The following is a 23,513-nucleotide window of genomic DNA, read 5'->3' on the forward strand; positions in this document are numbered from 1 at the left end:
GTTATCCATTAACTTTCGACCCATCTATCATACCGTCATGCATGGTAATGACTCGATCTGCCATTTCGGCAAGCGCAGGATCATGAGTCACGACGACGAGTGCTGAACCCGTCTGCTGGCGTAAATCTAATAATAGCTTCATCACTTGGTCAGCGTTTTGCTCGTCTAAATTACCTGTCGGCTCATCAGCGAATACAATCTTTGGCTGCGATACCAGTGCTCGTGCCACCGCCGTGCGTTGTTGCTCACCGCCTGATAATTGATTGGGCAGACTATGACGCCTATGACCCAGATCGACGGCTTCAATTAATTCGTTGACGCGTGCTTTATTCGGACGTCGAGCGATATCAAGCGGGAAGGCAATGTTTTCCGCCACCGTCAAAGTTGGTAATAGGTGAAATGACTGAAAAACAAAGCCCATATCACGTTGACGAATGACGGCAAGGGCATCTTCATCAAGACTGCTTAATGTCTGTCCAGCCAGCTCAACCGAGCCGCTATCGGGATAATCTAACGCTGCCAGCAAACCAAGCAAAGTTGATTTACCCGAGCCTGATTTACCCATAATCACTACAAACTCGCCAGCATCAACATGAATACTAACGTCCTTGATAATAGACAGCGATTGTTCCCCGACTTGCACGGTTTTATTGAGATGCGAGGCGGTTAGTAGGGCTTGCTGTGCAGAATTTGATATAGCTTCTGATGTTGGTGCAGTCGGATTTGATAAGGTCATTACAGGGTCTCAGTTGACGTAGTGTCTGTTACTTGCACTGGCTTGTTAAAATTTTCTCAGTCAGTCGAATCAGTTGCTTTCATTCTCTACCATTGCTTCAAGCTTAGGCGCTAAGATGGGCAGGATATTATCATTAACGATAACTGTGTAGCCATCCTTGGTCGGATGAATAGCATCAGCTTGATTGAGCTCAGGGTCACCGCCCACACCATTTAAGAAGAACGGAATCAGCGTGACGTTCATATCTTTAGCGACACGAGGATAAATCGCTGCAAACGACTGTACATAATCAGAGCCAAGATTGTCATAAATCTGCATGCCGCCCAAGATAACTTCACTGCCATTGTCTTGCAAGCGTTTAACAGCAGTACGGATATTGGCTTCAACGGTTGCGACGTCAATACCACGGATAGCGTCATTAGCACCGATGGTCAAAATAGTAATATCAGGCTTGGTTTGTGCAACCCAGTCCAAACGGTTGATCAAGCCAGTGCTGGTTTCCCCACTTAGACCTGAGTTGATGACTTTGACATTCTCGTAGCCCATATCTTTGAGCGTTGATTCTAATTGGGCAGGGTAATTGTCATCAGGGTCTACCCCTAGACCTTCGGTCAGAGAGTCGCCAAGTGCCAAGATAGTAATAGGTTGTTCTATAGCTGCTATATTACCTTGTTGAGTCACTGTTTCACGTGAAACCTTATTAGTAGCATTGTTCATAGCTTCTGTTTGAGAAGCATCTACTACCGGGTCGTTAGCGTCAGTATCATCATTAGAATCAGGATCAGCGGCTGGACTACAAGCCACCAGTGCTAAGCTGGTCAGTAGCGCTAAGCTAAGTTTCTTTGATAAAAGTTTAGATAAATAAGGCTTTATTAAGAGCAATGACATAGTGATTCCGTTACATATTTATTGGCATTATTTGCTTTATATTAGGGCAGGCTTAATATTCACAAGTAGCTGATACTATGATCAAAAAACACCTTAACAACTTTGATAGCGGCTGACTGTCTGAGATTGGTTAGCGTTATTCAGAACTTTTGCTACCCAAAAACTCAGATATGGCCTGATAAGTTTGTTTACAGATATTAGGATTGAGATTTTCCATATTTAAATAAGCGTGAATGACCTTATCAAAAGTGATGTGCTGCGTCTCAACACCAGCTTCGCTAAGTTTGGCAGCATAGGCGACACCTTCATCATATAACGGGTCGATCGCTGCATTAATGATAAGGGCAGGGGGTTGATGCGCCAGCTCATCTGAGCTGGCAAATAGAGCGGACTTTGCCTGTCTGTCTTCATCGTGTTGAAAGTTGTGTTGAAAATACTGGTCAAAATACCAACTGATACGTGCTTGACTGAGCAGATAACCATTGGCGTATTTTTCAATAGAGGGACAGCTCATAGTAAAGTCAACGCTCGGATATATCAGTACTTGCGCGCTGATATCATTTATTATGCCTGACTCTATTATTCTAGGGTCGCGTAGCAGATTGGTGACTAATGCCCCACCATGACTGTCTCCTGCTACTACTAGCTCATTCGTGCTAATGTGATGGCGGGCGAGTAGTTTATTCAATCCAAGCAAAGCGGTACAAGCATCGTTTTGAGCACAAGGGTAAGGATTTTCTGGTGCAAGGCGGTATTCTGGGGCAACAATAATGTGCCCAGTATGCTTCGCTAAACGGCATAGAATTTGATGATAAACAGAGACGCTACCCGCTGTACCACCGCCACCATGAAAGTACAGCATCACGGGTGGTGGTGTTTGCTCAGTCTGCTCTATTGAAGCATCAGGCAAGCTAGGATAAAAAAGGCGCACTGGTACATGATAAGTAGGCACATCATAAGCATCGTTAGTTGACGCATCACATTCAATGATGTCATCGACTATTAGCGCCACATTCACGGCTTCGGTGACAAAGGTATGAGTTAAATTTGCTAGGCCATCTCTGGCATTGATGGCGTTAGGGATACTGCCTGTGTTAATAAATGCAGGGAGCAGCTGCTCATTTAATACCTTTAGATAATTGGCAACAGCAGGTAATAAATCGACTTGGTTTTCAGCATCAGCTTTGTTGTACTTGATAGAGTTGCTCATCTTCATTCCTTTGAATTTATCATTATTAAACGCGCTTTAATAATTCACAAGTCGGCATTGCTAGTGGCTGCTGATAGTTAATAATACATCAAACATGCTTTAAGTTAAGCAGGGCGACCATCGACCATCACCGGACGACTGACCATCCAAGCAATCACAACGTTGATAATCATCAAGATTAACATAATAAAAAGGGGTAAATCCCAGTTACCAGTCGCTTCATGTAGCCAACCAGTCCCTAATGGACCAAAAAACGCTATCAAATACCCAACGAATTGAGCCATGCCAGACAGCTCGCTAGATTGGTTGGTCGTATAAGTTCGTAGCGAGAACAACATCATGCTTAAGGTAAAAATCGCTGAGCAGCCAATGCCCATTAAGCCTGACCATAACCATGCAAGGTCAGTAGATAAGTAGCTTACCCCTATGATACCAATGACGTTTAACACAGCAGCAAATACCGCCAACGCTTGAATAGGACGCCCCCGGTTTACCAGCCAAGTTAAGCTTAAGATAGCGATCGGTGCCATAAATTGAAATACCGAACCCATTTGTCCGGCTTTAACGGCTGATAGTCCTTGGCTTACCCAAATAGATGGCAAGAAACTGGCAACGGTATAGAACAGCAGTGACTGCAAACCCATAAAGACTGCAATTTGCCAAGCAAAAGGCGTGCGCCACATGGATATCTCTGAAGATCCTAACTTAGGCAGGTCAACCGCTTGATGATTAGACGAGCCGAGACGCAGACGTAAAAATACCCAAAGTACAATAGCAAATATGCCTAAAAACGACCAACCACCAAGCGCCCACTGCCAACCTACCTGCTCAGATAGCGGTAATACGACTCCTGCTACTATGCCAGCCGACACCGTCATCGTTAAACTAAATAAACCAGTTATCAATGGAATATGTTTCGGCGTACGTTGTTTAATAACGGGTGCCGCCAAAGTGTTAGCAAAGCCGATGGCTAAAGTTAGTAATAATGTACCACTCAAAAAGCCAATCCACGTAGGAACGACGGAACGCAGCACCATACCAAAGGTGAGTAGTGCAACCATCACAATGAGCGTGTTCTCAAGACCAAAGCGCTTACCAATCGCTGGTGCGATAAGCGCGCCCACTGCAAAAGTCAGCATGGGCACTGCACCTAGCCAACCAATCTGAGTCTCAGAAATGTTGAGCGCATCTTGTACTACTGGCGCAATAGAGCCAAGCGCAACAATCGGCGCCCGCATATTGGTGGCAAGTAAAATTATGGCACATAATACGAGCCAAAAAGTAAAGCGTGAGGAGGGCAGCTTAAATGACTGCGAGTTTGGAGAGGTAGACATAGCAGCACGACTATTAGAGTAAGAAAAAGGACACGTCATTAAACAGCGCCGATAGAGTCGTCGCTTGCAAATAACACCATAGAAAACGCACCTAAACGGTGATTGATATAATAAATCAGAACTAGAAAGTACTTGCAGAGCGCAAGAAATACAAGCTTGCTACCCTATTGAATAGGGCAAACATAGTATATGAGTAGTGACTTTGAAAAGCTGACTATTTTGAAAGCTGACTATAAAGAGCTATTTATAAATAATTGCATAGCACAACTAAAAATAGCGCCAATCCATTTCAAAGGACTAGACGCTATTATAGGAACAGATGTTAGGTAAATACTACCAGCGTATGGTAACTAGCGCAGGCGTTTATACAGATTTACCTAATTGAGCGGCTTTTAACGCATTTTCTTGCTGTTCAGCGATGATTGAGTCACATTTATTAGGATCATTACCACAGAATGAGCAGTTTTCATCGCCCATCAATTTAGCAACACCGCCACAAGATCCTCTAAGCGGCTTTTTCTTGACCATATAGCCAATACCCATAAATACAAAGAACAATATAAATACGGTAAAGGTGATGGCAAGCATGGGAAGCAATTGACTAAACATAGAGGAAACCTCGTTTTTTAAAAATAGAGGTGCTATCTTTATTTATAGAGATAACACCTTAATAGTATAGCAAATTTTTGCACTGTCCGTTTACTCTTCGAGTATGCTTTAAAGCATAATGATTAGAGACTAAGGCTGTTTATCAGCACGTAATGCTTGCATCGCAGGCGTCTGTACTACTTGCCAATCATCGAGACTATCTACCGAATCGTTCGGTTGTACTCCATCAGCTAATATCACAAATAGTGCGGCTAAATTTTGTTGTTTAGCGACACTAAGTGCCTTCTCATAAGGCATAGCAGTGAGAGCAGTTGCCCATGCATCCGCAAGTGCGACTGAGTCTGCGGCAACAGTTACCGAAGGTGCACCACCAACGATAGGTTTTCCAGTAGTAGGGTCAATCGTATGGCTATAGTGCTTGCCATCGAATATCACTGAATTACGGTAGTTGCCTGAAGTCGCTAGATGCAACTGGTTGTTGGTTTTTATAGGTTGACGAATAGCAGTGATAGTCTGGCGCTCGCTCACAGTACTACCCTCAATAGGGGCATCGATGGCGATTTGCCAAGGCTGTTGTTGATTGCTAACGCCAGCAGTCGCAATTTCACCACCAATCTCAACCATATAATTACGAATTTGATAACGATCTCTGAGTACATCAGCGATGACATCGACGCCATAACCCTTCGCTACTGCCGAAAAATCCAAACCAATACCATCTTTAGTTTTGTAGATCGTTTGATCTTGTTTTACGACGCCATCAAAGTCTACCAAGGCACTTGCTTGTGCAATAGCCTCTGCACTAGGTGGGCTTTGTAAGCGTTCAACGGTCATAGTGCTACCAAATCCCCAAGTATTGATAAGAGGCATAACGGTAGGATCAAATGCTCCACCAGATTCGGTATAGACTTGTCGCGAGACATCGAGCACGCGACTAAAATCGGCATCAATGATGATAGGCGTGTCTTTACCTAACTTATTGAATTTAGAGATAGTAGAATCAGCTTGGTACGTCGACATACTGTCATTGATCTGTTGCAAGCGCTCATTGATAGCCGCTTGGATATCTGCTTCATCGACATCTTCTGGCAACTGGTAACTGATATGGTAGCTTGTGCCCATCGTTTCACCGATCAAATAATTATAATCAGGCGTCTGTTGGCAGGCTGTTAAACCAGCTAGGCTAAGTGCTGCAGCAGCAAATAATACAGTATTACCTGCTGTCCCTCTTTTATCCTGAGGCTTAGTTGTAGGTAAGCTTATGTAGGATTTATCTTTAGTTAACATGGTGGATTTATCCAACAGCAAAAATGGATTAAAAAAAAGAGCGCCACTATTGACGCTCTTTTTTATGCATTTCATAGTGACCGTCAAAATAAGCATAAGTCAAAATAAACAAGTATTTTAACTATTAAGCTTAACCGCCAAAGTCATCAAGCATGATGTTTTCATCTTCAACACCAAGGCTGTGTAGCATATCGATGACGGCAGCATTCATCATTGGTGGCCCACACATGTAGTATTCACAGTCTTCTGGGTTTGGATGGTCTTTTAGATACTCTTCTAGCAAGACATTATGAATAAAGCCAGTATAGCCGTTCCAATTGTCTTCAGGAAGTGGATCAGATAAGGCCACATGCCACTCAAAGTTATCAAACTCTTCTTCTAGTTGATCGTAATCTTCAACATAGAACATCTCACGAATAGAGCGCGCACCGTACCAAAAGCTGATCTTACGATCAGAATTTAAGCGTTTAAGCTGATCGAAGATATGCGAGCGCATTGGAGCCATACCAGCACCACCACCAACGAAGATCATCTCAGCTTCAGTATCTTTAGCAAAAAACTCACCGTAAGGGCCTGATACCGTAACTTTATCGCCAGGCTTTAAGCTAAACGTCCAAGAAGACATTTTGCCTGGTGGAATACCGTCAGGACCACGTGGAGGTGGACTTGCGATACGAATATTAAACTTGATGAGGCCTTTTTCTTCAGGATAGTTGGCCATTGAGTAAGCACGAATGACCGGCTCATCAACTTTTGAGACATATTTGAAGATACCAAATTTTTCCCAATCTTCTCTATATTCCTCATCAACATCAAAGTCTTTATAATGTACTTCATGCGGTGGCGCTTCTAGCTGTACATAACCACCAGCACGGAAGTTAACTTCTTCGCCATCTGGAATTTTTAGCACCAACTCTTTAATAAAGGTTGCAACGTTATCGTTCGAGATAACCTCACATTCCCATTTTTGTACATCAAAGAATTCAGGATCAATCTCGATTTTCATATCTTGCTTGACAGCTACCTGACAAGCTAAGCGCATATGATTACGGATTTCACCTTGAGTAAAATAGCCTTCTTCGGTGGGTAAAATAGAACCACCACCTTCAATAACACGGCAGCGACATTGAGCACACGTACCACCGCCACCACATGCTGAAGATAAAAATATACCTTCGCTGGCAAGAGTTTGTAGTAGTTTACCGCCTGCTGGAGTCACAACATCATTATCGGGATTATCATTGATATGAATAGTAACATCGCCTGAACTGACCAGTCTTGAGCGTGCTGCCAAAATAATGGCAACAAGGCCCATGATGATCAAGGTAAACATAGCAACGCCACCAATCGCCGTAGCATAATCCATGATATGTATCCTTAATCTATGGGGTAGGGGTGCGGGAGTATGGATTTACCACTCTACCCGAACGCCTACCGAATAAATGAATTAAATAGGTCAAATAGCTAAATAGGGTTTTAAGCTAGAGCATCCGCTAATTCATGAATTAAACAATCAATTAATTAGCGGCACTAAGCTTAGCGGTTTAAATGGACATACCACCGAACGACATAAAGCCGAGCGACATAAGGCCAACCGTAATAAAGGTAATACCAAGACCACGCAGCGGTGCTGGAATGTCTGAATATTTAAGCTTTTCACGAATACCTGCTAATGCGGTGATAGCAATTGCCCAACCAAAACCTGCACCTACGCCATATACCACAGACTCACTAAAGTTATAGTCACGCTCTACCATAAATAGTACGCCACCTAAAATGGCACAGTTCACAGTAATTAGCGGTAAGAACACGCCAAGAGCGTTGTATAAACTTGGCACAAACTTGTCCAAGAACATCTCTAATATCTGTACGGTAGCAGCAATTAGACCAATATAACTTAGTAGACCTAGGAAGCTAAGATCAATATTAGGGAAGCCTGCCCATGCCAGCGCACCATCTTTTAGGATGAACTGGAACAATAGATTGTTCAATGGCACAGTAATGGCCATTACTACAATGACAGCAACCCCAAGACCGATAGCTGTGGAGACTTTTTTGGACACTGCCAAAAAGGTACACATGCCTAAGAAATAGGCAAGCGCCATATTCTCAATAAAAACTGAGGTTATAAATAAACTAATATAATGTCCCATTAGTGACCGCCTCCGTGTGCCATACCTTTAGACTGCGGCTTCATTACAAATTCTGCTTCTTCAACCTGTTCTGGTTTCCAAATACGGACAATGGCAATGAATAAACCAATAATAAAGAACGCTGATGGCGGTAATAATAATAGACCGTTTGGTAAATACCAACCACCGTCAGTTACTGGTTGTAGGATAGTGATACCGAACCACGTTCCTGAACCTAAGAGCTCACGAATAGTAGCGACAAATAGCAGTACCGCAGAGTAGCCAAGACCGTTACCAATACCGTCTAAAAAGCTTGGTACTGGTGGATTACTCATGGCAAATGCTTCTGCACGGCCCATAACGATACAGTTAGTAATAATCAAACCAACGAATACTGATAGTCCTTTACTGACATCATAAGCAACTGCTTTTAGCACCTGATCAACCAAGATAACCAATGAGGCAATAATCGTCATCTGTACAATAATACGAATACTTGATGGGATTTGCTTACGAATAATTGAGATAAAGAAACTTGAAAAAGCCGTTACCAATGTCAATGCCACACACATGACTAAGGCATTCGACATACTCGTCGTTACCGCTAGCGCCGAACAGATACCTAATATCTGTAGGGCGATAGGGTTATTATCAAAAATAGGCGAGGTTAAAATACTTTTTGTGTCAGCCATGTTATGCCTCCTTGCCGTTTGCTACTGGTAGCGCTGCTGCCAGTTCGGTTGTAGGTTGAGCTGCCTTGTTATCTGATTTGGCTTGTGTATCAGCTTTATCAATTGTTTGACCGCTCTCTTCGCGCAGCGCATCTAGGTAAGGTTTATAGCCTTGTTCACCTAACCAAAACTGAATCATGTTGCTTACACCGCGACCAGTAAGCGTTGCACCGCTAATACCATCTACCCAGTTTTCTTTTGGGTTACCAGCTTTGGTCACACCAGTAGCAACATCACCATTTTCATCATATGAATGGATACCGCTCCACTTTGCGCGCCACTCTGGCTCTTCGATACGAGCGCCTAGACCTGGGGTTTCTTTATGCTCATAAAAGCTAATACCTTTAATGGTATTCATATCACTTTCAAGCGTTAAGAAACCGTAAATAGTGCCCCATAATCCATAACCTTGAATCGGTAGCACAACCATTTCAGGTTTACCCGCATCATCATTTTTAACATAGACTTTTGCGTATTTAGGCTTACGGCCAATACCAGCAGGATCATTGCTACCTAGATCTTCACTCAAAGCTTTATTCTTAGTTGCTTGACTAGCATCATAAGCATTGCGATCAGGAATACCCGCTACTTTCAAAGCGTCATCATCGAGATAGTTACCTTTGTTTAAATCAACAATCTCGACTTCAAAATCTTTAAAGCGTTCAGCAACGTCTGCAGCGGTGTCAGATTCAGCATCATACATACCGGCTGCTACTAGGATGTTTTTATTACGATCTAAGCGTGCATTTTCAACTTGCGCCGGTTTGAGACCAACTGCAACTGCTGAAACCAATACTGAACACACCAAGCATAGCGTCAATGCCACACTGATGGTTTTTGTATTATTACTTTTGGGCTTGGACATAACGAACCCTCCGAGCTGTTTGGCGTTTGATGTTTGCTTGGGTCACAAAGTAATCAAACAATGGAGCAAATAAGTTAGCAAATAGAATGGCCAGCATGATGCCTTCTGGGAAGGCTGGATTGACTACTCGAATCAGTACCGTCATAAAGCCAATCAAAATACCATAAGCCCAGCGGCCGTTATTAGTATGTGCAGCTGAAACTGGATCAGTTGCCATAAAGACAGCACCAAAAGCAAAGCCACCAATAACTAGATGCCAATAAAATGGTAGGTTCATCATCAGATTGTCTTCAGAGCCAATCATATTAAAGACAAGAGAGGTGGCAATAAGACCAACCACACAGCCTGCCATAATGCGCCATGATGCGATGCGTGTCCAAAGTAGAACGGCCGCACCCATCAAAATTGCAAGCGTAGATACTTCACCGATGCTGCCTTGCATATTACCTAAAAACGCATCACCCCAAGTGATCGCATTGCCATAGACATCAACGAAGTCCTGAGGAGTCACACCAAGTGCTGCAAGGCCAAGCGGCGTTGCACCAGAGAAACCATCGACTGCTGTCCATATTGAGTCACCAGACATATAGGCTGGATAAGCGAAGTATAAAAACGCACGACCTGATAGAGCAGGGTTAAGGAAGTTTTTACCAGTACCGCCGAAAACTTCTTTAGCAACGACTACACCGAAGATGATACCTAAAGCAACTTGCCATAATGGAATATCTGGTGGCAAAATCAGTGCATACAGTACTGAGGTCACAAAGAAACCTTCGTTTACTTCATGCCCACGCACTACGGCAAATATAATCTCACAGAGAATACCAACACCAAAGGTGACGATATAAATCGGTAAAAATTGCATTGCCCCGTAGACTAAGCTTGCCCAGATACTATCTGGATTATAGCCAGCCATGCCAGTGATTATGGTACGCCAGCCCTCAGGTTGCAAACCCAATTGAGCGATGGCGGTTAACGCTTGATGACCGACGTTGTACATACCCCAAAACATTGCTGGGAAGGTACATAGCCATACGGTAATCATAATGCGCTTCAGGTCAATACCGTCACGTACGTGTGATGAGGCATAAGTTGTTGAGCCTGGTTGACGTAAAAACGTATCAAACATCTCAAAGATAGCGTAGTACTTTTCGTGTTTGCCACCTTTGGTGAAAGACGGCTCCATACGATCGAACATATTGTGTAAAAATTTCATCGTGGTTAGCCCTCCAGCTCAATGCGCGTTAAGTTATCACGCAAAATATCACCGAATTCATATTTGCCAGGAGATACGAAGGTGCATAATGCTAAATCTTCTTCGTCTAGTTCAAGTACGCCTAAATCAACCGCAGTGATAATATCTTCAACGATTAAAGCACGTAATAGCTGGGTCGGCAGATAATCTTGCGGCATGACCTCTTCATAAACCCCGATAGGTACCATTGCTCGCGGTGAGCCATTGCTCGTCGTGGTAAAGTTATACTTCTTGCCACCAAAAAATTGCGAAATATAAATAGGAAGTTTAGAGAAGCGATTTGCACCCGGACTAAAGAAGTGAAACGCTGGGCGCTCACGACCCTCAGATAACACACTGATCTGATTGTGAAAACGACCAAGGTAGGCCACATTAGTAAACAACCTGCGACCAGACAGTACTGAGCCTGAAATAATACGGTTCTCGCCAGCAGCCAATTGACCTTTCGTCAATACTGTAATATCGGCACCGCGCTCAGTTGCCACTAAATGCGGGGATTTGACCGCAGGGCCAGCTAAGCTTAGCAGACGGCGCGTATATAAACGACCAGTGGTAAAGAGTTTGCCAATAGCAATCACATCTTGGTAGCCAATCGTCCAGACGGTCACACCGCGACTAATTGGATGCAAAAAGTGAATATGCGTACCAGCAAGACCTGCTGGATGTTTACCCGCAAAGCTATGATACTCAGTAACATTGTTTGTCGCCGTATGTGGCACTGGTGCTATATTGGCTTCAGAATGATGACAAACGAAAGTCTTAGGACTCAGCGTTGATAAAACAGCAAGGCCGTCATTGAACGCTTGTGTTTGTTCATTAATCAGCAGCATCGGGTCAAACGCTAGTGGATTGGTATCCATAGCGGTGACAAAGATAGCATGCGGACGAGCGCCGATATCAGGCGCGCGGCTATAAGGACGCGTGCGAAATGCAGTCCATTCACCAGAAGCAAGCAATTGAGTTTCAACAGCTTCAGAGTCTAAGTCAGCAAGTTGCTGGGAGTCATAGCGCTGAAACTCTACTTCTTCACCGTTTGGGTCAACCTCAATTACAAGACTTTCAAAGACACGACGTTCGCCACGTTTAATGGCGATGACTTTACCAGCAGCAGGGGCAGTATAAATAACGCCCACTCGTTTTTTGTCTTCAAAAACGGGTTGACCCTTAGCTACGATGTCACCTTCTGTGACATTCATCGTAGGCTTCATACCTACGTAATCGTAACCAACGAGTGCCACATGTGCTGGTCTGTGCTCTGATATCTCGCGGGAGGGCTCACCTGTGATGGGCAAATCCAAACCTTTCTTGATGGTAATCATAAGCGAAAACTTAGTCCATAGTCTAAAACGATACCAGACGTCCTGTTTGGTACGACGGCAGTATTAGCAAAAGCTTAATTAAAAGCTATCAATCAGCAGCCCTAAAGCAAAGCTGTGATTGAACGCCTTAAACGTAAAGCTTAAGTATTACTGCAAGTAAGAGTATTAACGCTGACCTTAGACTCCTTAACAACACGTTAACGTCTTATTCGAATTACCAATATGGCGACCGGCTACCAAGATGCATGATAAATCTATCAAATTAAAGTAAACCTCCAAAGCTAGTCGCTTAGAGTGAGCACTTTAATTCAAAGATAGGCTTACCATGCGTTTTATTAAAATTTGAAACATTGTAATACTAGTATCATATAGATGAGTTCTAGGATGGTCACAAGACCGTTAGACTCAATATATGATAATCTGATCAAAAACAAACCAATTAAACGATTAGCATACAACTTCAAACCATGCCAATCTACTCGTTACTGGTTTATCGGAATAACAGACAAGGTTATGGTCAACATTTCACCGATTTGTTGTCTGTACTTTGTCATACCTTTATAGTCGAACATTATCAAGCTATCTGTAGATGCTCGTCATGCGTGGCTAAGATATAGAAACAAATACAAATTTACCTAGGATTATACGCTAAATTAACCTAAAATTGCCAGTTAGTAATTGAATTTATCTAATTGTAGTGCCGAATTTAAAGGCTGAAACTTATAGTTATCAATAATTAATTTTAGCCAAACGACGACTAGAATTCTAACTAAAAACACAAACTTAAGTTGTATCTAATCTGTTGAATATAAATATTCAGTTAAGTGCATACTTTATATTATTTTCTTAACATTTTTCAATTATTGTTGTTTCTGTTTTACTTTTTTTAATAAAATATTTTTATAAGGAATGCTGTATGTGTGCTGCGCCTGTGATTATTCCAGCTATCGATCTCAAAGATGGCAAATGTGTACGCTTAAAACAAGGCCGTATGGAGGATGATACGGTATTTTCTGATGACCCCGTAGCGGTAGCAGGTCGCTGGGTTAAAGAGGGAGCAAGGCGTCTGCATTTGGTTGACCTTAACGGCGCATTTGATGGTGTACCCGTACATAAGCGCGTGGTTCATGATATTGCTAAAGCTTATCCCAAGCTACCTATTCAATTAGGCGGCGGGGTACGCAATCTGCATACTATTGAGCAATATATCACTGCAGGCCTTACTCATATTATTATCGGTACAAAAGCGGTTGAAGATCCTGATTTCGTTACTGAGGCTTGTCGCGAGTTTGCAGGACACATTATCGTTGGTATTGATGCCAAAGACGGTATGGTAGCCACTCATGGCTGGGCAAATGTCACCGATACTAAAGCAACTGAGCTTGCCAAACGTTTTGCTGATGTTGGTGTATCGTCAATCGTCTATACCGATATAGCTCGTGATGGCATGATGCAAGGCGTCAATGTTGAGCAAACGGTCAATTTGGCACGTGAGGGTGGTTTGCCAGTGATCGCTTCAGGCGGTGTCACTGATATGCAAGATATTAAACTGTTAAAGCCTTATGGTGATTGTATTGAAGGTATCATTACAGGGCGCGCCATTTATGAAGGTACACTAGATCTTGGCGAGGCTCAAAGTTATCTAGACAGTTGATAGTCTATTAATATAGTTGCCTATGTTTATCATATAGGCAATTATAGTTGATACATTAATAAAGGATACTTATGATAGCTTTTTTTGACCATCTATCTATACATAAATATTTGCAAGTCCTAGGTCGGCTATTATTATCAATTATTATTTTTTATGGCTTGCCTGCTCATGCCGTTGGTGAAGAGTTGGAAAGCATTGCAGCAGTATCAAATGTAGATAGCAATACTTCTATAAGCGCAGAAGAAGAACCTGCTACAGCGCCTAAACCAGAAAGTAACGTGTTAGAGAGCATAGAAGATGGTGGTAGCGCGTTACCTACTGCACCAACGCCGATAGAGGCACCGCCAGTTATTAGTGGTGAGAGCACCAATAATGCTCAAATTGAAACCACACCTACCCCGCAAAAAGACAATGACATTCGTCAGCGTATTAGCGGTATTTTCTCCGAGATTGATGGCTTACAGACAGTCAATGTCAGTGTTACCCAAGGTGTTGTCACTTTAACAGGGGAAACCCCGAACGAGAAAAAAGCCCAGCAAGCGATTAACCTTACCAATCGCTTAACGGATGTAGTGACGGTTGAAGATAAGATTAATCGTACGCTCGATGTACAAGATAATGTTTCAACAGTATATCAAGGCCTCAAAACTCAAGGTACAAATTTAGTCAAAGCTTTACCGTTATTATTGGTAGGCATTGTTATATTTGGCATTGTGGCTTGGTTTGGCAGTTGGTTGTCCAAACGTCAAGGAATATGGCAGCGTTTGACTCCCAATCCCTTTGTAGCCGAACTGTTATCCCAAACGATTAAAGTGATTTTTATTGTTTTTGGTCTAATTTTGGCGTTGAGCTTGATAGGTGCAGAGACTATTTTAGGCACGCTACTTGGCGGTGCAGGGGTGATTGGTATTGCTGTTGGTTTCGCAGTAAAGGATTCTATTGAGAATTATATTGCCTCTCTCATGCTAAGTATTCGTCAGCCATTTCGTGCTCGTGATCAAGTAAAAATCAACGAGCATGAGGGTATTGTAGTGCGCTTGACCTCACGGGCAACTATTCTAATGACGTTAGACGGTAATCAGTTACGTATTCCGAATGCCGAAGTTTTTAAAGGAATTATTTTAAACTATACTAAAAATCCTGAGCGCCGTTTTACCTTCGAACTAGGTGTTGATGCCAATGATGATCCATTAGCGGCAATTAAAGTTGGACTAGACGCGATAAGCACATTAAGTTTTGTCTTAGACAAACCTAAAGCTATCGCTGTCATCACTCATGTTGGTGATTCTAACATCGTTCTTGAGTTTCAAGTTTGGGTGGATCAGTCAGAGACTGACTTTGCTAAAGCACGTAGTATTGCTATTCGTGAAACTAAGCATGCTCTAGAAAACCAAGGCTTCAGCCTACCTGAACCTATTTATCGAATACGTTTTAATAATAAATTAGAAAAAGCATTTGAGCACATGCAAAATGGTAAAGGTATAGACAGTTCTGAGCTGACTGTGACGTCTATGACTTCTGTACCAGAGAATGAGCAGAGTAGTGAAAATCCAGCAGATGATAAAGATAAAAAACAGGCTAAGGCGCGCGCTAAGCAAATCCTGAATGGAGATAATGCTGATGACGTGTTTGATGCTCGTCCTGATGAAAAACTGATGGAAAAAGTTGAACAAGAAATTGCGGAAAGTTCTAATGAAACGGATTTATTAGACAAAAATAGTCCACAAGAATGATCTTTATCGTAAGGTATAAAAGTTAGGCATAATAAATGCATTGTAAGATGACAAACTTAGCAATATCACGAGAAGTAAGTCATGCAGATGAAACATTTAATTATCCTAGCACTGATAGGTATTGTCATTTTACTAGGTTTCAATATCATCAATGGTAATCGCCATGAACAGAATAGAGCAGTAGTGGCAAACAGTGTCACGCCTACGTCGACCACCACGGTTGTTCCTCATCAAGATACCAACCATTCAGTAGATGTAGCAAGCCAGCCTTTGGGGAAACAGCCTAAAGCTATCATGGATAATGCGACTAGCCAAATAAACCAAGCACAGAAAGCCGACCAAGAACGCTTAGATCAGGTGATCAATACTCAGTAGTTCACTAGAAGCACATAAATTAGAAGCATAAAAAAAGGCTAAAGATAACCTTAGCCTTTTTTTTGATTTAAGATTTAAACATCAATTTAGCTCTTTTTGCTAGCACCTTTACTGTTCCGGCTACTGCTTTTCTTAGCTGAGCTTCTCTTAGGCTGGCCTTTCTTTGTTTGATTCATCTCACTAGATTGCAACTTGGCTTTTAAATCAAAGTCAATTTGGAGCAAATCCATATTGACACCAGCGACTTTTACTTTGACCAAATCACCAAGTCCAAACAAAGTGCCTTTGTCTTTGCCGATAAGCTGCTGCTGCTGTTCATCATAGACAAAGAAATCATCACCGACATTTGAGATATGTACTAGACCATCGATATATAGATCAGTCAACGTCACAAATAGGCCAAAGCTAGTCACTGTAGTAACGACACCATCAAATTCTTCGCCTACATGATCTTTCATGTAATGACATTTAAGCCAAGATTCTACAAAACGTGAAGCCTTTTCAGCACGGCGTTCGGTATCTGAAGTCTGCGTACCTGCACCATCAAGAGAGAAGTCCATGACGGGATGCTGACTATTAGTTACTTTCGCTTTAATGGCACGATGTAGCATCAAGTCAGGATAGCGGCGAATCGGTGAAGTGAAATGGCTATATTCATCATATGCCAAACCAAAGTGACCGATGTTATCAGGTGCGTAGTTGGCCTGCATCATCGAGCGTAGTAACATGCTGTGGATACTAACCGCATCAGGACGATCTTTCGTGGCTTCAATAATGCGTTGATAATCCGCTTGCGTTGGGCTTTCTTCTGGAAAGCTTAAACCAAAGTTTTTTGCGTATTCATGAACACGCATTGATTTTTCGCCATCAGGCTTATCGTGATTACGATATAGTACAGGTAGCTCGTTTTTCAATGCAAAGTTTGCCGCACAGGTATTGGCAAGTAACATGCACTCTTCGATGAGCTTATGAGCATCGCCACGAGTACGTGGCAAGATAGCCGCGATACCGCCTTTCTCATTAAACTTAATATAAGTCTCAACAGTTTCAAATTCCATCGCATGACGTTCTTCGCGCTTTTTAATGAGCAAGTCATATAACTGATGTAGCGTATCGACAGATTTTTTGACATCTTTATTATCTGTCAATGATTTTGGAATGCTGTCATCTTTTGGATTGGCAAAATAATCGTTTACTTGATTATAAGTTAAACGTGCTTGTGAATGCATGACCCCAGGATAGAATTCGTAACCTGTCACCTTGCCAGCACGCGATATTTTGATATCGGCAACCATACATAAGCGATCAACTGAAGGGTTAAGCGAACACAAACCGTTCGACAGTACTTCAGGCAACATTGGGATGACGCGATGCGGGAAATAAACTGAGGTACCACGTTCATAAGCATCTTGATCAAGTGGAGAGTTTGGCGTCACATAATGGCTAACATCAGCAATAGCGACCAGTACTCGATAGTTACCGCCAGAGCGTTTTTCAGCGAACACGGCATCATCAAAGTCACGCGCATCTTCACCATCAATAGTTACTAACGGCAAATCACGTAAGTCGGTACGACCCTTTAAGTCTTTTTTACTAGGCTCTCGGTAATCATTAGCCTGCTTAAGTGCCGCTTCGCTAAATTCAGACGGAATATCGTAATTAAGTAGGGTCGTCTCAATGATCAGCTCACGATCATTATCATCGCTAAGTACTTCGGTGATCTTACCAGTAGCAAACTCATGCTGATTAGGCCAGTCAATGACATCAACTTTAACCGGATCGCCTTTCTTAGCACCTAACTCTTGTATGTTATCTTCGGTGACTGTAATCGGCTGATGATTGTTAGGACTGCCAAGCTCAACACAGTAGCCATCTTCATCACGAGCAAGCGTACCGATAAAATGGTTTTGATGACGTTCGGTTACATCAACAATACGGCCCTCAGTACGACCACGGTTGTCTGTCGACGTACCAATAGCATTGACCGTATCACCGTTGAACACCCAACGCATTTGCTTTTCGTGCAAGAACAAATCTGGCATATCTGCCAACACGACAAAGCCAAAACCTTTTGGGTGAGCAGATACTGTACCAGTGACAACATCTTGCTGCGTGACTGTACGAAAGCGATAAGGACGCCCTTCGCGGTTAACTTGGCCATCACGAGCCATTGCTTTTAGACGATTACCCAACGCATCAAATTGATCAGGATCATTGATATCGAAAGCTTTTGCCAGCTGCTGATGTGTCGCTTCACCGTGTTCAGCGATCGTGTGTAATATCAGCTCACGACTAGGGATAGGATTATCGTATTTTTGTGCCTCGCTTGAGGCGTTTGGATCATTCCAACTCATAAATTACCGTATCTATTTTTAAAATTATTAATAATGGCTATCTTAACACGAACAACAGATTAATATCTTGCGTCAATGATGTTATGTGTATTTGACAGCATGCTTTTACTGGACAAACTGCTGTATCAAATATCGATATCAGTAGCACCAGATTTGTTTGTAATCTTTTTACTATCTATTTCTTTTGAAACTTCAAGCACAGTGGTTTGGTTAGATTTGTCCAAGTATTTTTGCGCTTTATCCACTTCAGTTGTCAAAGTATTAACGGTTTGCTTCATATTTTCTAGTGCTTCAATTTTATAATTACTAATCATATCCATCGTATCGTAGACATTATTGAAAGCATTTTGTAGTTTATCAAGCTCAATAGTGCTACTGGTCGCTTGTTCATGAATTTCACCAGATTGGCGTTTAAGCATAGCTGAGGTAGACTCAATCAGACTACTAGTCGTTTTATTTAACGCTGTAATTTGATCTAGGACTAGCTTTTGATTTGTCATAGCTTGTGCAACGACTACTGCAGTACGCAATGCCGAAATGGTAGTAGTGGTAGCGCGATCAACCCCTTTAATAAGCTCTAAGTTATTTTTGCGAATGGTATCTAACGCTAAATAGCCTTGTACGTTAACAGCCAGCTGAGTCAAAAAATCAGTATTTTTTTGGCGTACATAAAATAGCATTTCTTCTTTAATGATACGTGCTTTTTCAGGGTCAGTAGCTTCTAGAGCATAGACCTTCTGCTCTAACTGTTCGTCAATCTTTTTACCAACATAGATATACTGACGAATAGATTGCATCAAATCCCACATATTGACTTTTTCTTGCTCAATCATGGCATTGTCTTTGAGTAGCTCGTCTTTACCATTGTATAGACTGGTCACCACTGCATTGATATGTGATTGCGCCGATTCATATTGGCGGAAATAATCTTGTACTTTATTGCCAAATGGAATGAGACCGAATAGTTTGCGTGAGCTGGTCAGCTCTTTTTTACTCGGATCCAAATCTTCTACAATACCGCGTAATTCAGTAAGAGATTTGGCAATCGGTGAGTTATCAAACAAGCTATCGTTGATACTCTTGGCAGGAAGTTCCAGCATCCGATTAGATACTTGTGCAGATTCACGGATTTCCTTAGTGCCCAAGTTATGAATGGATTGCAAGTTTTGCTGAAAGTCAGGACCATGCACTGGGTTGGTAATGACATGATCAACGAAAGCATCGACTTTGGCATCAAGCTCTGGAATTTGGCTCTCATCCAATTTAACCATCTGATCTGCTTCACTTTTTTCTATTTCTTTTACAGGAGCTGGAGGAGTCAGAGAGATACTTGGCGTATTCGTATTTTCTGGAGGTGTTAGTTCTTGCATAAGTTTTCCTATAGATAAGTAATAGATCAAATATTTTGGATTACTAAATAATTTTGATTATTGTCCATTATTCTAATTCAAACAGCAATTATAGGAGCTGAGAGTCTATTAATTGAATTATAGTTATTAAGTTGTTGTTAATAGAAAATGCGGAATAGATTTTAAGATTACCGTGTAACCAAAGAGTCGTGAAGGCTGATTTTGTAAAACTATGTGGTAATTAGAATAATAAATTTATGACAAACAATAGTAAAAAACCATCAATATCCCGCAGCATATTGATGGTCAAAAATAAAGACAAGTAAATATGGCAAGCTTAAATATTCGCTGTCCAATTATCTTTTCTTGGTAGGCCCAAGCAGCATACCCATTTGTCGACCTTCCATTTTTGGATGTTGTTCGACGTTTGAGATATCGGCAGTATCTTCAATGATACGTTCAAGTTGCTTACGACCAATGTCTTGATGCGCCATTTCGCGACCACGAAAGCGAATACTAACTTTAACTTTGTCTTGGTCTTCCAAAAAGCTAACGATTTTTTTCAGTTTTACCTGATAATCAGCTTCTTCAGTACTAGGACGCAGTTTCATCTCTTTAAGCTGAGTTTGCTTTTGGTTTTTCTTGGCCTCTTTCGCTTTTTGCTTCTGATCATAAAGGAAATGCTTATAATCCATGATCTTACATACTGGCGGCTTGGCATCCGGCACTAATTCAACTAAGTCTAGATTTTCATCACGTGCCGCTTTCATAGCGGTATCGATATCGACCACGCCCATTTGTTCGCCGTCTTCTCTGACAAGACGAACTTCCTTAACACTGATATCTTCATTGGTGTTCAGACGGTTTGACTGTTTAATAGGTATTACTCCTGATCTGTTTTTTGATTCTGACGGCCTTTTTCGGCAACGGCAGTCTGTACTAATTTGATGAATTCAGGGACAGTCATCACGCCTAGGTTTTCACCTTCGCGGGTTCGGACATTGACGCTGCCTGATTCAACTTCTTTATCCCCTAATACTAGCATATAGGGAATACGTTCTAATGTTTTCTCTCGTATCTTAAATCCAATCTTTTCGTTACGCAAGTCGCTAACTGCACGTAAACCTGCATTTTTTAGCTCATTAACGACATTTTTACAACTTTCTGCCTGTTTATCGGTAATATTCATAACAACTACTTGTTGCGGAGCAAGCCAAACAGGCATCCATCCAGCGTAGTTTTCGATAAGTATACCAATAAAGCGCTCAAACGAACCTAAGATTGCACGGTGCAACATAATAGGTACTTCGCGCTCATTTTGCTCATTAACAAATTCAGCATCGAGACGTTCAGGCATATTAGGATCGACCTGAATAGTACCGCACTGCCATACGCGACCTAAACTATCTTTAAGACTAAATTCAATCTTAGGACCATAAAATGCCCCTTCGCCCGGTAGATAATCCCAGTCAAGACCTGAGCTATCAAGAGCATCAGCTAAGGCTTTTTCAGCGAAGTCCCATGACTCATCGCTACCAACCCGTTTTTCAGGACGAGTTGAAAGCTTCATAATGATATTATCAAAACCAAAATCTTCATAAACAGCAAGGGTTAGCTTAATAAAGTCTGCCACTTCTTGCTGAATTTGTGCTTGGGTACAGAAGATATGCGCATCATCTTGTGTAAAGCCGCGTACGCGCATCAAACCATGTAGTGAGCCTGATGGTTCGTTACGGTGACATGAGCCAAACTCAGCCATACGTAATGGCAGGTCACGATAAGACTTTAAGCCTTGGTTAAATACTTGTACGTGACACGGACAGTTCATCGGTTTTACCGCATAATCACGGTTTTCACTCGACGTAGTAAACATGTTGGTCGCATAGTTGCCCCAATGTCCAGAACGCTCCCATAAACTACGATCAACGATTTGCGGCGTTTTGATTTCTTCATAGCCGTTATCATATTGTACCTTACGCATATATTGCTCAAGTACTTGATAAATCGTCCATCCATTAGCATGCCAAAATACCATGCCTGGGGCTTGTTCTTGCATATGAAATAGATTTAACGCTTTACCGATCTTACGATGGTCACGTTTTTCTGCTTCTTCGATACGTTGGATATATGCTTTTAGCTGTTTTTTGTCTGCCCAAGCAGTACCATAAATACGTTGTAGCTGTTCATTCTTAGCATCACCGCGCCAATAGGCACCTGACATTTTAGTCAGTTTAAATACTTTTAAAAAACGTGTATTAGGTACGTGAGGACCACGACACATATCCACATACTCTTGATGATGATACAAGCCAAAGGCTTCTTCACCTGGCATATCATTAATTAATTTGAGCTTATAATCCTCACCACGTTCTTCGAATATCTTTATTACTTCAGCACGTGGCGTTATTTTCTTGATGACATCATAATCTTGCTTAATAAGCTCCATCATGCGTTTTTCAATTTTTTCCATATGCTCAGGTGTAAACGGCGTCTCACTATAGATATCATAATAAAAACCATCATCTATGACAGGGCCAATGACCATTTTAACGTCAGGGTAGAGCTGTTTAACAGCGTGACCTAACAAGTGAGCACATGAATGACGAATAATATCGACACCGTCATCGTCTTTTGGGGTAATAATCTCAACCTTAGCATCAAAGACGATAGGATCGTAAGCATCAACTAGATGACCATCTACACGTCCAGCGACCGTGGCCTTAGCAAGACCCGCCCCAATGCTTTGTGCCACTTCCATGACTGTAGTATTGCCTTCGAAGTTTTTGACGCTTCCATCGGGTAAAGTAATCGCTACCATAATCTATTCACCTGTTTTTGAGTCCGTTGGCAGTGATGATTGCAACTATCAATCATATGACCGTGAGACCACATAAATTATATACGTTAAACGTGATACGTTAAGAGATACAGGCATTATTCGAACACGTTTAGCTCATATACAGCTGTTTGGTTGTTTATCCAACCTACTAATACAGCTAATACATAAAAAAACGCAGCAACATGCCCTTTAAATACGGTTAACTGACAGTGCAAGACAAGTAATGCCATTAGGGCAACTACTATAACAAAAACCATCTATAAACACTAGGCGGCAAGGGTTAGAGAGGTAATTCACGTAGACTATAGGAAATATAATATCTAATAAAGATATTGTTGAACACATGACAAACAGATAATGGCTATATTATAAGATAAGGCTAATCGAATAACCTATGCATTTATAAACTACCTATGTCTCTTACTTCTCACTATATATAGTTCTACTTCTATTATAAGCAGCATCTATATATAGTCACTGTCTATAATATCAATAGTGTCGATAGATAAGTCGATACAGGCTAAAGAAAGATGCATATCAAAAAAGTTAAAGATAATAGGTCATAGGAATTATAAAAGTACTCCAAACCGTATGATCTAGTAGTCTACCTAGATCTAAATAGCGATTCTTAGTATATTATACAGGAATTAGAAAATACCTTTCATTGTAACCTGTTGAAAAATATCTGTTATTTTATATTTCCTAGAATTAATCTAAAAAGCTTAGAGAAAGCGGTTGACACCCAGCTCAAACTGTCTATAATACGCCCCACAGCAAGGGAATAGCAGCGAAATTAGTAAGAAGGTTTACTACTAACGAAGCGACTATCTTACTGAAGAACTT

At 41.7% G+C, this 23,513-nt stretch carries 19 protein-coding genes; 3 read left to right on the forward strand and 16 right to left on the reverse strand.

Annotated elements, in window-relative coordinates; translation table 11 throughout:
* Position 1: 1 nt before the first annotated feature.
* The 12 genes from ACTQ9S_RS09825 to ACTQ9S_RS09880 all read right to left on the reverse strand — a co-directional run bounded on the left by ACTQ9S_RS09825 (position 2) and on the right by ACTQ9S_RS09880 (position 12,366).
* Entirely contained in the window at positions 2 to 736 is a 735-nt protein-coding gene (locus tag ACTQ9S_RS09825) for an ABC transporter ATP-binding protein (protein ID WP_440454849.1), read from the reverse strand.
* 69 nt (positions 737 to 805) lie between these two features.
* Positions 806 to 1,624 (reverse strand): arylesterase, encoded by an 819-nt coding sequence (locus ACTQ9S_RS09830; RefSeq protein WP_440454850.1) that lies wholly within the window; start codon positions 1,622 to 1,624, stop codon positions 806 to 808.
* Positions 1,625 to 1,760: 136 nt separating this feature from the next.
* Positions 1,761 to 2,834, reverse strand: a complete 1,074-nt coding sequence (locus ACTQ9S_RS09835; RefSeq protein WP_440454851.1) for an alpha/beta hydrolase — start codon at positions 2,832 to 2,834, stop codon at positions 1,761 to 1,763.
* A 104-nt stretch (positions 2,835 to 2,938) separates the two neighbouring features.
* Positions 2,939 to 4,207, reverse strand: a complete 1,269-nt coding sequence (locus ACTQ9S_RS09840) for an MFS transporter (RefSeq protein ID WP_440454852.1) — start codon at positions 4,205 to 4,207, stop codon at positions 2,939 to 2,941.
* A gap of 324 nt (positions 4,208 to 4,531) precedes the next feature.
* Positions 4,532 to 4,777, reverse strand: a complete 246-nt coding sequence (gene nqrM, locus ACTQ9S_RS09845) for a (Na+)-NQR maturation NqrM (RefSeq protein ID WP_068038672.1) — start codon at positions 4,775 to 4,777, stop codon at positions 4,532 to 4,534.
* A gap of 129 nt (positions 4,778 to 4,906) precedes the next feature.
* Entirely contained in the window at positions 4,907 to 6,064 is a 1,158-nt protein-coding gene (locus ACTQ9S_RS09850) for an FAD:protein FMN transferase (protein ID WP_440454853.1), read from the reverse strand.
* A 130-nt stretch (positions 6,065 to 6,194) separates the two neighbouring features.
* Positions 6,195 to 7,430, reverse strand: coding sequence for an NADH:ubiquinone reductase (Na(+)-transporting) subunit F (gene nqrF, locus ACTQ9S_RS09855; protein WP_068038669.1), 1,236 nt, complete (start codon positions 7,428 to 7,430; stop codon positions 6,195 to 6,197).
* 178 nt (positions 7,431 to 7,608) lie between these two features.
* Positions 7,609 to 8,217 (reverse strand): NADH:ubiquinone reductase (Na(+)-transporting) subunit E, encoded by a 609-nt coding sequence (gene nqrE, locus ACTQ9S_RS09860; protein ID WP_068038666.1) that lies wholly within the window; start codon positions 8,215 to 8,217, stop codon positions 7,609 to 7,611.
* Positions 8,217 to 8,888 (reverse strand): NADH:ubiquinone reductase (Na(+)-transporting) subunit D, encoded by a 672-nt coding sequence (locus ACTQ9S_RS09865; protein ID WP_068038663.1) that lies wholly within the window; start codon positions 8,886 to 8,888, stop codon positions 8,217 to 8,219. The genes nqrE and ACTQ9S_RS09865 overlap by 1 nt, the downstream gene beginning before the upstream one ends.
* A gap of 1 nt (position 8,889) precedes the next feature.
* A complete protein-coding gene (locus ACTQ9S_RS09870; RefSeq protein WP_440454854.1) occupies positions 8,890 to 9,792 on the reverse strand; it encodes a Na(+)-translocating NADH-quinone reductase subunit C in 903 nt (300 codons plus the stop codon).
* Positions 9,773 to 11,008: an NADH:ubiquinone reductase (Na(+)-transporting) subunit B gene (locus tag ACTQ9S_RS09875; protein ID WP_068038656.1), complete on the reverse strand. Its 1,236-nt coding sequence runs from the start codon at positions 11,006 to 11,008 to the stop codon at positions 9,773 to 9,775. The genes ACTQ9S_RS09870 and ACTQ9S_RS09875 overlap by 20 nt, the downstream gene beginning before the upstream one ends.
* Positions 11,009 to 11,013: 5 nt before the next feature.
* Entirely contained in the window at positions 11,014 to 12,366 is a 1,353-nt protein-coding gene (locus ACTQ9S_RS09880) for a Na(+)-translocating NADH-quinone reductase subunit A (protein WP_068329857.1), read from the reverse strand.
* Positions 12,367 to 13,282: 916 nt separating this feature from the next.
* Here ACTQ9S_RS09880 and hisA point away from each other — a divergent pair.
* The 3 genes from hisA (at position 13,283) to ACTQ9S_RS09895 (ending at position 16,128) form a co-directional block, all read left to right on the forward strand.
* Complete coding sequence (gene hisA / locus ACTQ9S_RS09885; RefSeq protein WP_068038650.1) at positions 13,283 to 14,020, forward strand: 1-(5-phosphoribosyl)-5-[(5-phosphoribosylamino)methylideneamino]imidazole-4-carboxamide isomerase; 738 nt, start codon at positions 13,283 to 13,285, stop codon at positions 14,018 to 14,020.
* 71 nt (positions 14,021 to 14,091) lie between these two features.
* The gene (locus ACTQ9S_RS09890) at positions 14,092 to 15,753 is read left to right on the forward strand and encodes a mechanosensitive ion channel domain-containing protein (protein ID WP_440454855.1); all 1,662 of its coding nucleotides are present in this window, start codon (positions 14,092 to 14,094) and stop codon (positions 15,751 to 15,753) included.
* Between the two features lie 87 nt (positions 15,754 to 15,840).
* The gene (locus ACTQ9S_RS09895; protein ID WP_227514082.1) at positions 15,841 to 16,128 is read left to right on the forward strand and encodes a hypothetical protein; all 288 of its coding nucleotides are present in this window, start codon (positions 15,841 to 15,843) and stop codon (positions 16,126 to 16,128) included.
* Between the two features lie 86 nt (positions 16,129 to 16,214).
* On the opposite strand, the gene rnr is transcribed toward ACTQ9S_RS09895, so the two are convergent.
* From rnr to thrS, 4 genes are all read right to left on the reverse strand, one after another.
* On the reverse strand, positions 16,215 to 18,482 hold the full coding sequence (gene rnr, locus ACTQ9S_RS09900; RefSeq protein ID WP_068038641.1) for a ribonuclease R: 2,268 nt from the start codon (positions 18,480 to 18,482) through the stop codon (positions 16,215 to 16,217).
* A 125-nt stretch (positions 18,483 to 18,607) separates the two neighbouring features.
* A complete protein-coding gene (locus tag ACTQ9S_RS09905; RefSeq protein ID WP_068038638.1) occupies positions 18,608 to 19,852 on the reverse strand; it encodes a toxic anion resistance protein in 1,245 nt (414 codons plus the stop codon).
* Positions 19,853 to 20,187: 335 nt separating this feature from the next.
* Positions 20,188 to 20,691: a translation initiation factor IF-3 gene (gene infC, locus ACTQ9S_RS09910; protein ID WP_068038635.1), complete on the reverse strand. Its 504-nt coding sequence runs from the start codon at positions 20,689 to 20,691 to the stop codon at positions 20,188 to 20,190.
* Positions 20,692 to 20,714: 23 nt separating this feature from the next.
* Complete coding sequence (gene thrS / locus ACTQ9S_RS09915) at positions 20,715 to 22,649, reverse strand: threonine--tRNA ligase (RefSeq protein ID WP_440454856.1); 1,935 nt, start codon at positions 22,647 to 22,649, stop codon at positions 20,715 to 20,717.
* Between the last annotated feature and the right edge of the window lie 864 nt (positions 22,650 to 23,513).

Origin of the sequence: Psychrobacter sp. ASPA161_9 (genome assembly GCF_051970275.1) — a bacterium.
Taxonomy (GTDB): Bacteria; Pseudomonadota; Gammaproteobacteria; order Pseudomonadales; family Moraxellaceae; genus Psychrobacter.